This window comes from Streptomyces sp. Tue6028 (assembly GCF_002300165.1).
GTDB lineage: Bacteria > Actinomycetota > Actinomycetes > Streptomycetales > Streptomycetaceae > Streptomyces > Streptomyces siamensis.
Genome location: NZ_MLCE01000039.1, coordinates 1 through 12,574, shown reverse-complemented (window position 1 = coordinate 12,574; position 12,574 = coordinate 1). Strand labels below are relative to the sequence as shown.

At 75.5% G+C, this 12,574-nt stretch carries 8 protein-coding genes and 1 pseudogene; 7 read left to right on the top strand and 2 right to left on the bottom strand.

Annotated features, from left to right (window positions below; translation table 11 throughout):
* The first annotated feature begins 5 nt into the window (after window positions 1–5).
* Genes BKI49_RS34340 through BKI49_RS34330 form a run of 3 tightly spaced genes read left to right on the top strand, consistent with a single transcriptional unit; the run spans window position 6 to window position 3,443 of the window.
* A complete protein-coding gene (locus tag BKI49_RS34340) occupies window positions 6–1,250 on the top strand; it encodes a vWA domain-containing protein (RefSeq protein WP_373557631.1) in 1,245 nt (414 codons plus the stop codon).
* A gap of 33 nt (window positions 1,251–1,283) precedes the next feature.
* Window positions 1,284–2,708, top strand: a complete 1,425-nt coding sequence (locus BKI49_RS34335) for an XdhC family protein (RefSeq protein ID WP_095938225.1) — start codon at window positions 1,284–1,286, stop codon at window positions 2,706–2,708.
* A gap of 45 nt (window positions 2,709–2,753) precedes the next feature.
* A complete protein-coding gene (locus tag BKI49_RS34330) occupies window positions 2,754–3,443 on the top strand; it encodes an SRPBCC family protein (RefSeq protein ID WP_095938224.1) in 690 nt (229 codons plus the stop codon).
* Between the two features lie 63 nt (window positions 3,444–3,506).
* Here BKI49_RS34330 and BKI49_RS34325 read toward each other — a convergent pair whose 3' ends face one another.
* On the bottom strand, window positions 3,507–4,025 hold the full coding sequence (locus BKI49_RS34325; RefSeq protein ID WP_095938223.1) for a metallophosphoesterase family protein: 519 nt from the start codon (window positions 4,023–4,025) through the stop codon (window positions 3,507–3,509).
* Between the two features lie 86 nt (window positions 4,026–4,111).
* Window positions 4,112–6,547, bottom strand: a complete 2,436-nt coding sequence (locus BKI49_RS34320) for a SpoIIE family protein phosphatase (RefSeq protein WP_095938258.1) — start codon at window positions 6,545–6,547, stop codon at window positions 4,112–4,114.
* 207 nt (window positions 6,548–6,754) lie between these two features.
* Here BKI49_RS34320 and lanKC point away from each other — a divergent pair, with 207 nt between their 5' ends.
* The 4 genes and pseudogenes from lanKC to BKI49_RS34300 form a co-directional block, all read left to right on the top strand.
* Complete coding sequence (lanKC, locus tag BKI49_RS34315; RefSeq protein ID WP_095938222.1) at window positions 6,755–9,520, top strand: class III lanthionine synthetase LanKC; 2,766 nt, start codon at window positions 6,755–6,757, stop codon at window positions 9,518–9,520.
* A 75-nt stretch (window positions 9,521–9,595) separates the two neighbouring features.
* Window positions 9,596–9,712 carry a SapB/AmfS family lanthipeptide gene (locus BKI49_RS34310; RefSeq protein WP_010988897.1) on the top strand — a complete coding sequence of 39 codons (117 nt, stop codon included), beginning with the start codon at window positions 9,596–9,598 and terminating at the stop codon, window positions 9,710–9,712.
* Window positions 9,713–9,812: 100 nt separating this feature from the next.
* Window positions 9,813–11,588 (top strand): ATP-binding cassette domain-containing protein, encoded by a 1,776-nt coding sequence (locus BKI49_RS34305; RefSeq protein WP_095938221.1) that lies wholly within the window; start codon window positions 9,813–9,815, stop codon window positions 11,586–11,588.
* Window positions 11,585–12,574, top strand: a pseudogene (locus tag BKI49_RS34300) (ABC transporter ATP-binding protein); the annotation flags it as partial. The gene BKI49_RS34305 and the pseudogene BKI49_RS34300, both read left to right, overlap by 4 nt.

Here is a 12,574-nt window from a genome sequence, read left to right as displayed (position 1 = left end):
ACGGCGTGGACGGCACCGACCCGCGCGCCGGCCGCGCAGGGACCCGACAGCAGGCCGTGCCGGGCGACGGTCCCGGCCCACGGCGCCCGTACGCTCCCGGAGGCGCCGGTGCCCCGCCGCCGGGCGCACCGGTCGGCGCTGCCGACGCCACCGCGGTGCTCGTGGGCTTCGCACGGGCCCTGCGCGCGGCCCGGGTCGACGCGGGACCCGACCGTGTGCAGGCCCTGCTCGGCGCGCTCGCCCTCCTCGACCCGGCCGGACGGTTCGACGTGTACTGGGCGGGGCGGCTCACCCTGTGCGGAAGCCGCGACGACCTGGAGCGCTACGACCGGGTCTTCGCCGCGTACTTCGCCGGGCGGGACACGAGCCGCCCGCCGCCGCGCCCCGTTCCGCCGCCCCGGCGACGCACGGTCGTGCGGGCCCCCGGGGCCCAGCCGCGCGGGGCGACACGGTCAGGCCCGGACACCGCCGTGCCCACACCCGTGCGGGCCGACCCGGCCGACGTACTGCGCCATCGTGACATCGCCGGGCTGACGGCGGCCGAGCGGGAGCAACTGCGCAGGCTGCTGGCCGCGTTCCGGCCGCGCGGCGAGACGCGGCGCTCCGCCCGGCGGCACCCTTCGCGGCGCGGCGACGTGGACCCGCGGCGCACGGTCCGGGAGCTGCTGCGGCGCGGCGGTGAACCGGCCCGGCTGCCGCGGCACACCCGGCTGGAGCGCCCGCGGCGGATCGTCCTGCTCGTGGACGTCAGCGGTTCGATGGGCCCGTACGCGGACGCGCTGCTGAGGTTCGCGCACGCCGCCTCGCGCGGCAGCCGCACGGAGGTGTTCACGATCGGCACCCGGCTGACCCGGGTCACCCGGGAACTCGGGCACCGCGATCCCGACACGGCGATGGCGGCCCTCGCGGCGGCCGTGCCCGACTGGCGCGGCGGCACCCGGCTCGGCGAACTGCTGCGGGGCTTCCTCGATCGCTGGGGCGGCCGCGGCATGGCGCGCGGGGCGGTGGTGGTGCTGCTCTCGGACGGCTGGGAGCGTGGCGATCCGGCCCTGCTCGCGGGGCAGATGCGACGCTTGCACCGGCTCGCGCACCGGGTGATCTGGGCCAATCCGCGCAAGGCCCGCCCCGGTTACGCACCCCTGGCCGCCGGAATGGCGGCCGCGCTGCCGAGCGTGGACGCGTTCGTCGAGGGGCACAGCCTGGCCGCGCTGGAGCGTCTGGCGGCGGTGGTGAGAGGAGCGGACCCTTGAGGGAGACGTGTCCCACGGTGGAGGGAGCGCACGATGCGTGAGATCCTCCCGGCGCTGCACGAGTGGTACGCGGCCGGGTCCCCCTTCGGACTCGCCACGGTGGTCGCGGTCAGCCGGAGCGCGCCCCGCGACCCCGGCGCGGCCATGGCGGTCGGTCCCGGCGACGAGGTCGTGGGCAGTGTGTCCGGCGGCTGTGTGGAGGGCGCGGTCTTCGAACTCGCGCGGGAGGTCGTCGCGTCGGGCGAGGCGCGGCTGGAGACCTTCGGATACAGCGACGAGGACGCGTTCGCCGTCGGGCTCACCTGCGGCGGCGAGATCACGGTGCTCGTGCGCCGGGTGTCGCCGGCCGACGACCCGGCCTTCGCGGCGGTGGCCGAGTCGGTGGCCGCGGGCCGCCCCGTGACCGTCGCGACGGTGATCGACGGACCGGCGCCGCGCGGCGCCACGCTCGCCGTCTGGCCCGACGCCGAATCCGGACCGAGCCCGGCGTCGGACTCGGGCGCAAAGGCAGGGGCGACGCAGGACTCGGACGCAAGGGCGGGGGCGACGCAGGACTCGGACGCAAGGGCGGGGGCGACGCAGGACTCGGGCGCGAGGGCTGGGGCGGCGCCGGGCACGGACACGGCTTCGGGCACGGGCCATGGCACGGGCACGGGCAGTGCGTCGGGGACGGACACGCTGGCGGGCGCCGGCACCGTGTCCGGGCGAGGCCCGGCAGTCATGCCCGGTACGGCAGCGGCGCCGGGAGCGGGCACGGCTACGCGGTCCGGCGCGGCGACGGCAGGGGCCGCCGGAGTGGCCGGCTCGCTGGGCACGACCGGCCTGGACGTCGCCGTCACCGCCGACGCGCGGGGCGAACTGGCCCTCGGCGCCACCGGACAGCGGCACTACGGCCCGCACGGCGAGCGCCGCGAGGACGCGGTGAGCGTCTTCCTCCACTCCTTCGCGCCGCCGCCGCGCATGCTGGTCTTCGGCGCGATCGACTACGCGGCGGCGGTCGCCCGCATCGGCGACTTCCTCGGCTACCGCGTCACCGTGTGCGACGCCCGCCCGGTCTTCGCCACGCCGAAGCGGTTCCCGCCGGGGGTCGAGGTCGTGGTCGACTGGCCGCACCGCTATCTGGGCGGGACGACGACCGACGCACGCACCGTGATCTGCGTCCTCACGCACGACCCGAAGTTCGACGTGCCCCTGCTGGAGGAGGCCCTGCGCCGGCCGGCCGCGTACATCGGGGCGATGGGCAGCCGTCGTACGCACGACGAACGCAGGGAACGGCTGGCCGAGGCGGGCCTGACCGAGCGTGAACTGTCCCGGCTGCGCTCACCCGTCGGTCTCGACCTCGGCGCGCGCACGCCCGAGGAAGTGGCCGTGTCCGTCGCCGCGGAGATCGTCGCGTTGCGCTGGGGCGGCACCGGGACGCCCCTGACGGCGACGGCCGGGGCGATTCATCCGAGGTAGCCGGGTCCCGGCGGGCTCCGCGCGATTCCGGTCCAGGAGGAAATGATGGATCTGCACCACGAGTTCACGGTCCCCGTTCCGGTCGAGGAGGCGTGGCACGTGCTCCTCGACATCGAGCGCGTCGCCCCGTGCATGCCGGGCACGACGGTGGAGGAGTACGACGGCAAGACCGTGACCGGCTCGGTGAAGGTCAAGGTCGGGCCGATCACCCTGACGTACCGGGGCAGCGCGGTCTTCGAGGAACAGGACGCGGAGGCCCACCGGCTGGTACTGGTCGCCACCGGCAAGGAGGCCCGCGGCCAGGGCACGGCGCGGGCCCGGGTCACGGGCACGCTCGACGGACGGGCGGACGGCACGCTCGTGTCGGTCCGTACCGATCTGACGGTGACGGGACGGCCGGCGCAGTTCGGGCGGGGCGTGATGGCGGAGGTGGGCGACAGGCTGGTCGGGCGGTTCGCCGACTGTCTCGCGGAACGGCTGGGCGGTGCGGAGCGATCGCCGGTCCCGGCTGTCCCGGAGGCCGGGCACAGCTCCGACGCGGGATCCGGGGCCGCCCCGCCCGCCGAGGCCGGACGGCTCGACGGGCCGGCGGTGACGGCGCGTCCGGAGGCGGAGCCGATCGACCTGTTCGGCACGGCGGGGGTGCCGGTCGTCAAACGTCTCGCGCCGGTCGCCGCGGCCGTCGTGGCGGTCCTGGTGCTCCTGCGCATACGACGGCGGGTGCGGCGCCGCTGACCGGTTGCCGCGCTCGCCCAGGGCGGTGCCGTCGGCCGGATCGCGCCGGGCTCCCCGGACCGCTCAGCTCCCGGAGCCCGGCGTGCGCGGCGGCAGCCGGTGCAGGGTCACCTCGGACAGCCGACCGTCCGTGACCGTCGCGGTCATGTACGTGCAGTCGGGCTGGCGGCGGCGGTCGGTCGGGGAGCCCGGGTTGAGCAGGCGCAGCCCCGTAGGGGCGGTCGTGTCCCAGGGGATGTGGCTGTGTCCGAAGACCAGGACGTCGAGATCGGGAAAGCGGTCCGCGCAGCGCTGCTCGCGGCCCTTGGCGGCACCGGTCTCGTGGACCACTCCGAGGCGCAGGCCGCCCAGGTCGGCGCGGGCGACCTCGGGGAGGCGGGCGCGCAGGGCGGGTCCGTCGTTGTTGCCGTACACGCCGATGAGGGTGCGGGAGCGGTCCTCCAGCAGGTCCAGGGTGGCGGTGTCCACCCAGTCGCCCGCGTGCACGACGACGTCGGCGCGCGGGAGTTCGGCCAGGAGGGCGGCGGGAAGTTGTCTCGCCCGCTTCGGGAGGTGGGTGTCGGACATCAGCAGGAGGCGCACGCAGCCAGGGTGTCACCCACGGGGAAGCAGGCGCACACCGTCCGCGGGCCACCCGCCGACCGACAGGGGTACTCCTTCCGCACCCGTCACTCGCCGAGCAGGATCTCGCTCCACACCTGTTTGCCGCCGCTCACCGGCACCGTCCCCCACGCCGCCGACATGGCCTCGACCAGGAGGATGCCGCGGCCTCCGGTGGCCTCCCAGCCGATGCTGGTGGGCTTGATCGGGGTTCGCGGCGAGTTGTCGGCGACGGCGATCCGCAGCCGGTGGTTGATGAGGGTGAGGTCGAGTCTGACCTGGCCGCCGGTGTGGACGAGCGCGTTGGTGACGAGTTCGGAGACCACGAGGAGCACGGCGTCGACCTCGTCGTCGACGCCCCACGACCGCAGCGTCCGCTTGGTGAAGCGCCGGGCGTGCCGGACGGCTTCGGGGACGCGCCAGATGGTCCAGCTCTCGCGGAGCGGTCGCCGGGCCATGCCGTCGTAGCGCATCAGGAGCAGGGCGACGTCGTCGCTGCGGTTGGCGTGGGCCAGCAGTCCGTCGGCGACGAGCCCGAGGTGGCCGGGGTCGGACGCCGCGAGGCCCCTGGCCAGCCGGTCCAGGCCGTCCTCGATGTCGATCTCGACGGACTCCACGAGCCCGTCCGTGGTCAGCGCGACGATCGTGCCGGGCTGGAAGCGCAGCGCGCTCATCGGGAAGTCGGCCTGCGCGACGACCCCCAGCGGGGGCCCGGTCTCCGATTCGGGGACCTCGGTACTGCCGTCCGGGTGACGCAGCACCGGCGGGAGGTGTCCGGCACGGACGTACCAGGCGGAGCCCTCCTCCATGTCGACGTCGACGTAGCAGCAGGTGGCGAAGAGATCGGTCTCCAGGTCCATCAGGAGCCGGTTGGCGTGCGAGACCACGACGTCGGGGGGATGGCCCTCGACGGCGTAGGCGCGCAGGGCCGTGCGCATCTGGCCCATCAGGGTGGCGGCGGACGCGTTGTGCCCCTGGACGTCGCCGATGACCAGGGCGACGTGGTTGTCGGGCAGCGGGATCACGTCGTACCAGTCGCCGCCCACCTCCAGGCCCGCCGTGGTCGGCAGGTAGCGGGCTACGGCGACCGCGCCCGGCAGCCGTGGCAGACGGCGCGGGAGCAGGGTGCGCTGGAGCATGCCGATCAGTTCGTGCTCGGCGTCGAAGGCGTGGGCGCGCACCAGGGCCTGGCCGGCGAGGCCCGCGGACGCGGTGAGCAGGGCGCGCTCCTCGGGGCTGAACTCGTGCGGGGTGTCCCAGCCGATGAGGCAGGCTCCGGCCATGCGTCCGCCCGCGGGCAGCGGCAGCACGGCGAGACCGCCGGGTCCGACCTCGGCGAGCGCGGGTTCCAGGGGTGCCCCGGCGGGCCAGACGGCGGGCCGGCCCTCGTTGAGGGCGGTCGCGAGCGTCGGCATCGCGCGGACCGGGGCGTCGGGCCACTCCGTGCGCCATTCGGTGCGCCACAGCTCGGGCCAGTACTCGGGCTCGGGCGGGTCCAGGACGGTGACGACGAGGCGGTCGCCCTCCAGCTCCGCGAGGGCGATCCGGTCGGCCTGGAGGGGTTTGCGCAGGGCCGCGACCACGGCCTTGCCGACGTCCCGGACGGTGCCTGCGGTCGCCAGGGCGGCGGCGAGCCGCTGGACGCGCGTCACGTCGTTGACGCCGGCCCGCAGTTTCGAGGCGTCGGAGACGGTGCCGACGAGGCGGGCGGAGCCGCCCTCGGCCGTGGGCAGCAGCCGTGCGCGCATCCGGAGCCACTTGTGCCCGCCGGAGGGCTGGAGGATGCGGAACTCCAGCTCCCGGTCGCCGATGGACATGTGGTCCGCCTCCACCATGGACATCAGTGAAGGCAGGTCCTCGGGCACGGTCATCGACAGCAGCGTCTCGACCTTGCCGTCGAAGTCGGCGGGGTCCAGTCCGAACAGGTGCAGTACGTCGTCGTCGACCTCGACCTGCCCGGTGTCCATGGACAGGCTGAACTGGCTGGTCGGCAGTTCCTCGGCGCCCTCGGCCTCGGCGGGCGGCGGACAGACGGCGGCGTCCGCGACCAGGCCCAGGCAGTCGCGGTCCTCGCCGCCGAAGCCGTCCTGATCCTCGGTGACGGCGATCAGACAGCCGCCGTCCCGCAGGGGGTGCGCGGCGAGCGAGACGTCCTGGGACGGCAGCCGCGGGGCGTCGGCGCAGCGGGCGAGTTCCCCGGGCCCGAGGTGACGGGGCCGGCCCGAGCGCAGTGCCTCGGCTGCCGGGGATCCGCCGGACAGGGGATAGCGGTCCCGCAGCCCGTACAGCGTCCTGGGCACTCCGGCCGACTCGGCGAGGTGCAGTTCGTCACCGCCCGGGCCGGGCGCATAGACGGCGACGAAGGTCGCGGGGGTGAAGACGAGCGCCTGTTCGAGGACGCGGCGCAGCCGCTCCCGCGGGTCCAGGTCGGCGGCGAGCGTCTTGAGGGCAAGTTCGGCACGCGGCGTTCGCGTTCTGCGTCCCGTAGCGCCCTCACTGACCACGTCCGTCATTACAGCGCTTCCGGAGCGCTCGCGCAGCCCCTGTGACCGTTCCGGACCTGTCGGGCCTGCAGGGGAGCCGGGATGTCCGAACGCACTCGAACAGGTCTTGACGCATGCGTTCCGCACGGTGATGTGGTGACAGGCGTGACTGTCCGCGCCCCCGGCCGGCTGGAAGGCTCGGTGGCACAGGGCCGAGGGGGACATGGCATGGACAAGCGGTACGAGGTCTACGCGCTGGCCGACAGACACTTCTACGAGACTCCGGACCGGATGGCCGGCGGCGGGAGCGCTCCTCCCGCATACCGGACGGCGACGCGCGAGGTGCCGGAAGGCTGGCGCGCGGCGCGGATCGGCGACTGGCTGACGCTGACGCCCGTCGACCGGGACGGCGCTCCGCTGCCGGGACCGGCCCAGGGCTGGAAGGTCCACGTCTCGGCCACCCGGGACAACGCGGAGAAGATCGCCCGGATCGTGTGGGACTACTGCGTGCCCCGGCTGATCCCCTTCAAGTTCGTACCGGGTCCGCATCTGCTGCACCTGCGCAACGCCAAGTACGCCGCCCGCGACACGAGCGGAAAGTTCGTGACGGTCTATCCGGCGGACGACGAACAGCTCCACCAGGTGCTGCGCGAGCTCGGCGACCTGCTGGAAGGCTTCGAGGGGCCGTACGTGCTGACCGATCTGCGCTGGAACGAGGGGCCGCTCTACGTGCGGTACGGCGCCTTCGCGCGCTCCTTCGTCGTCGACGAGCGCGGCACGCTCGTCCCGGCCGTGCGCGACGGCGGGGGACGGCTCGTGCCGGACCGGCGGCAGCCCTCGTTCCAGGTACCGGAGTGGGTGACCCTGCCCGCCTTCCTGGAGCCGCAGCTCGCGGCCCGGAACACGACGACCGTCGGCGAACTGCCGTACCGCATCGAGAAGGCCCTGCACTTCTCCAACGGCGGTGGGGTGTACGCCGGCACGGACACCCGTGACGGGCGCAAGGTCGTCCTGAAGGAGGGCCGGCCGCACGCCGGGCTCGCCGCGGACGGCGCCGACGCGATCGCCCGCCTGGAGCGGGAGAAGCACGCGCTGGAGCGGGTGTCCGGGCTGGGCGTGGTGCCGGAGGTACGGGACTGGTTCACCCTGGGCGACCACCGCTTCCTCGTCATGGACTTCGTCGAGGGGCGGCCCCTCAACGCGTACTTCGCCGAGCGGCACCCGCTGCTCACCCCGGAACCCGACCCGGCGGCCGTCGCCTCGTACACCGCGTGGGCGCTGCGCATCCACCGTGCCGTCGAGGAGGCCGTCGAGGCGGTGCACGGGCGCGGGATCGTCTTCAACGACCTGCACGTCTTCAACATCATGGTCGCGCCCGACGAGGAGTCCGTGCGCCTGCTGGACTTCGAGGCCGCGGCTCCGGTCGAGGAGAACGGCCGTCAGGTGGTCGCCCACCCGGGCTTCTTCGCACCGCCGGACCGGACGGGCACCGCCGTCGACCGGTACGCGCTGGCGTGCCTGCGGCTCGCGCTGTTCATGCCGGTCACCACGCTCTTCGTGGTCGACCGTCACAAGGCCGCCCATCTGGCGGAGGTGATCGCCGGGCAGTTCCCGGACGTGCCCGAGGAGTTCCTGGCCGAGGCCGTCCGCGAGATCACCGGCGACGGTCGCGGCCGTCGGGCCCCGGCGGAGGCCGTCTCCGGGACCACGGACGACGATCGTGGCCGGCGGGCGCCGGGCGCGGGGAGCGGCGGTGACCACGCCGGCCCGTCCACGCCGGTCCCCGGGGAGCAAGGGGCGGGCGCGCCTCCGTCCGCGGCTTCCCTCCGGGGACCGGTCTCCGCGCTCCCCGACCCCGGCGACTGGCCCCGCAGCCGTGACTCGATGGCCGCGGCGATCCTGGCGTCGGCCACTCCCGAGCGCGACGACCGGCTCTTCCCCGGGGACATCGCACAGTTCTCCGACGGCGGCGGGCTGGGACTCGCGCACGGGGCCGCGGGTGTGCTGTACGCGCTGGCCGTGACAGGGGCCGGGCGCTACGAGGCGGGCGAGCGCTGGCTGCTCGACCACACCGATCCCCCGCCGGTCGGCACACCGCTCGGCCTGTACGACGGGCTCGCGGGCGTCGCGTACGTCCTCGAGGAGCTCGGCCACCGGCGGCGGGCGCTCGACCTGGTCGAGCGGATCCTCGCGGAGCGATGGCAGAACCTGTCGTCCGGTCTGCACGGCGGACTCGCCGGGCTCGGCCTGGTCCTCGGCCATCTGGCCCGCACGACCGGCGAACCGGAGCTGGGACGGCACGCCGCCGAGGCCGCGGACCTGCTCGTCGGACGGCTCGCCGAGGCACGGCCCGACGCTCCCCGTCGGCGCGCCGGACTGCTGCGCGGCGCGAGCGGCCCCGCGCTGTTCCTGCTGCGGCGGTACGAGGCCACCGGCGACCCCGGGCTCCTCGACGCGGCCGCCGCGGCGCTGCGGCTCGACCTGGACTGCTGTGTCGTCCAGAAGGGCGGCGGCCTGGAGGTCGACGAGGGCTGGCGCACGCTCCCCTACCTCGGGGACGGCAGCGCCGGGCTGGGAATGGTCCTCGACGACTACGCGGCGCTCGCGCCGGACGGGGCGCCGCCGGAGTTCGAGCGGGCGCGCGCCGCCGTCCTGACCGCAGCGACCTCGCGGTTCTACGCGCAGCCGGGTCTCTTCCAGGGCCGCGCCGGGATGATCCTGCACCTCGGCCGCACCGACGTTCCGGGGGCCCGCCCCGAGCGGCTCGCCGAACAGGTGGCCGGGCTCGGCTGGTTCGCGATGGCGTACCGAGGCCGGCTGGCCTTCCCCGGACACCAGATGATGCGGCTCTCCATGGACCTGGGCACCGGAACGGCAGGGTGCCTGCTCGCACTGGGCGCGGCCCTGGGCGACGAGGTCCCCTCCGGACTGCCGTTCCTGCCGCCGCTCGACGGCGGCCCCCGCACGCGGCTCCGCGACACGACGGAGTCGTGAACCACACACGGCTGCGCGACGTGGCGGAGCCGTGGCCCGACACACCCCGTCCCCGACCAAGGGAAAGGACACGAGATGGCACTTCTCGACCTGCAGACGATGGAGTCCGACGAGCACACGGGCGGCGGCGGCGCGAGCACGGTGAGCCTGCTCTCCTGTGTCTCCGCCGCGAGCGTGCTGCTCTGTCTCTGACGTCACTGCGCGGGCACGGCCCCGGGCGGCGCTCTCCCCTCTGCGGGGAGGGGCCGTCCGGGGTCCTTCGCCGCGCCGGGAATGCGAGGGGCTCCGCCGCGTGACCACTCCGGACGACATCCGCACGACTCCCCCGGCCCGGCTGCCGCGCGCGACGGCCCGGCAGTGCCGAGTCCGCTGCACGGCCCTCTTCCTCACGACCACGGCCGCCGCGGCCGCGAGCCTGCTGCTGCCGGCCGCGCTGGGCCGGGCCGTCGATCTCCTGCTCGCCGGACCCGCCGGCGGCCGACCCACCCCGTGGGTGCTCGCCTGTGCCGCCCTCGTCCTGCTGCTCGCCGTGCTCGACGCCGTCGAGACGGTCCTCTCGGCGACCACGAACGCCCGCGGCACCGCATGGCTGCGCAAACTGCTGACCGGGCACGTGCTGGCCGTCGGGCCGCGGGCCGCGGGCCGGTTCGGGCCGGGTGATCTCGTGGCACGTCTGGTCGGCAACGCCGCCCACGCCGGGACGGCGCCCGCCACCACCGCCGCGCTGCTGGCCGCGCTGGCCGCCCCCCTCGGTGCCGTCGTGGCGCTCTGGCTCGTCGATCCCCTGCTCGCCGCGGTGTTCCTCGCGGGAGCCCCGGTGCTCACGCTGCTCCTGCGTGCCTTCGCCCGCGACTCGTCGCGCTGCGTGGCGCGCTACCAGGAGGCCCAGGGCCGGATCGCGGCGGGTCTGGCCGAGGCGCTCGGCGGGTTCCGTACGATCGCCGCCGGCGGGACCGCCGACCGGGAGACGGCCCGGATCCTGCGCCCACTGCCCGAACTCGCCCGGGAGGGCCGCCGGATGTGGCAGGTCCAGGGGCGCGCCGCCGCACAGGCGGTCGCCGTCGCCCCGCTCCTGCAGATCGGGGTGCTGGCCGTCGCCGGTGTCCTGCTCGTACGCCATCGGCTGTCGGTCGGTGACGTCCTCGCCGCGTCCCGGTACGCCGTGCTCGCCACCGGAGTGGGCGTGCTGGTCGGGCAGTTGTCCGGGCTGGTCCGAGCGCGCGCGGCCGCGCGGCGGCTCGGTGAGCTGCTGGAGGAGCCGCCGATCCCGTACGGAAGCGGTGAACTTCCGCCGGGGGAAGGCCGATTGGAGCTGCGCGGGGTGAGCGTCCGGCGTGCCGGGCGTGTCGTGCTCGACGGGATCGACCTGCTCGTCCCCGGCGGGTCCACGCTGGCCGTGGTCGGTCGGTCCGGGTCCGGCAAGTCGCTGCTCGCGGCGCTCGCGGGCCGGCTGGCCGATCCGGACGACGGCGAGGTCCTGCTCGACGGGGTGCCCCTGCGCGAACTGACCCGCGACGAGCTGCGTGGAGCGGTCGGCCACGCCTTCGAACGCCCCGCCCTGCTCGGTGACACCGTCGCGGACACGATCGGCCTCGCCCTCTCCGCGCCGTCCCGGGACCGCGTGGTGGCCGCGGCCCGCACGGCCCGCGCGGACACCTTCGTGCGCCGGCTGCCCGAGGGGTACGCCACCCGCTGCGCCGATGCCCCGCTCTCCGGCGGCGAGGCCCAACGCCTCGGCCTGGCCCGGGTGTTCGCCCAGGACGCCCGCCTGATGATCCTCGACGACGCCCTGTCGAGCCTCGACACGGTCACCGAGCACCACATCGCCGAGGCCCTGTTCCGGCCCGCTCCCGGGAGCAGCCGGCTGATCGTCGCGCACCGGGTGTCCACGGCCGCACGGGCCGACGCGGTGGTGTGGCTCGACGGTGGCCGGGTCCGGGCGTGCGGGCCGCACGAGCGGCTGTGGCGACTGGCCGGATACCGCGACCTGTTCGCCGCCGGACGGCAGCGGGACGACGGCGCGTCCCGGACGTCCGCGGCGGCACGGGTCGGGGAGGAGCGGCCGTGACCCCCTACTACCGGCGCGGGCTGCGGTTCCTGGGCGCCCGGTGGCCCGTCGTCGCGCGGCTGGCCGCCTGGTCGGTGGTGGAGACCGGACAGACCTTCCTCATGGGGTACGCGCCCGCGCGGGCCCTGGACGACGGGTTCCTGGCGGGGCGTTCGGACGTCGGGCTCGGCTGGCTCGCGCTCGCCGCACTCGCCGTGCTGGCCGGGGCGTACGGCACGAGCCGGGTGTACCGGGCCGTCGCCGCGCTCGTCGAACCCCTCCGGGACGGACTCGTACGGAACGTCGTGGGGCGGGGCGTGCGGGACGGGGACGGCGCGGCGCTGTCGGGGCTGACCCAGCAGGTGGAGATCGCCCGGGACACCTTCGCCGGTCTGGTGATGGTCTCGCGCTCGTTCCTGTTCACGTCCGCGGGGGCGCTGGTCGGGCTGTGCTCGCTCGACCCGTTGCTCCTGCTGGTGGTCGCCCCGCCGCTGGCGGCCGGAGTGGCCCTGTTCGTGGTGACGCTGCGTCCGCTGGCGCGCCGGCAGCGGACGTTCCTCCTCGCGGACGAGGAGCTCGCCGCCCGGCTGGGCGTCGTGTGCGCGGGGCTGCGGGACGTCACGGCGGCCGGCGCGGAGGCCCGGGTGGGCGCCGAGCTGGATGCGCGCGTCGACTCCGAGACGCGGGCGGCCCGTTCGCTGGCGCGCTGGGGCGTGCTGCGCGTGGCGTCCCTGACCGTCGGCGGGCAGCTCCCCCTCGTCCTGCTGCTCGTCACGGCCCCGTGGCTGCTGGCGCACGGAGTCACCGCGGGCGCGCTCGTCGGCGCCCTCTCCTATGTCGCCCAGTCACTGCTCCCCGCGCTGCAGAATCTGGTCCACGGCCTCGGCACCAGCGGCTCCCGCCTGGCCGTCGTCCTCCAGCGCCTGGCCCCGCCGACCGGGCCCGCGGAGCCCGAGGCCCCGGGCGCCCCGTCCGCTCCGGCCACCCCGACGGCGCTCCCGCGGCCC

Excerpts from the sequence above, each read along its gene's own strand:
- lanKC (WP_095938222.1), top strand. The coding sequence starts at position 6,755 with ATGGACAAGCGGTACGAGGTCTACGCGCTGGCCGACAGACACTTCTAC.
- BKI49_RS34330 (WP_095938224.1), top strand. The coding sequence starts at position 2,754 with ATGGATCTGCACCACGAGTTCACGGTCCCCGTTCCGGTCGAGGAGGCG.
- BKI49_RS34335 (WP_095938225.1), top strand. The coding sequence starts at position 1,284 with ATGCGTGAGATCCTCCCGGCGCTGCACGAGTGGTACGCGGCCGGGTCC.
- BKI49_RS34310 (WP_010988897.1), top strand. The coding sequence starts at position 9,596 with ATGGCACTTCTCGACCTGCAGACGATGGAGTCCGACGAGCACACGGGC.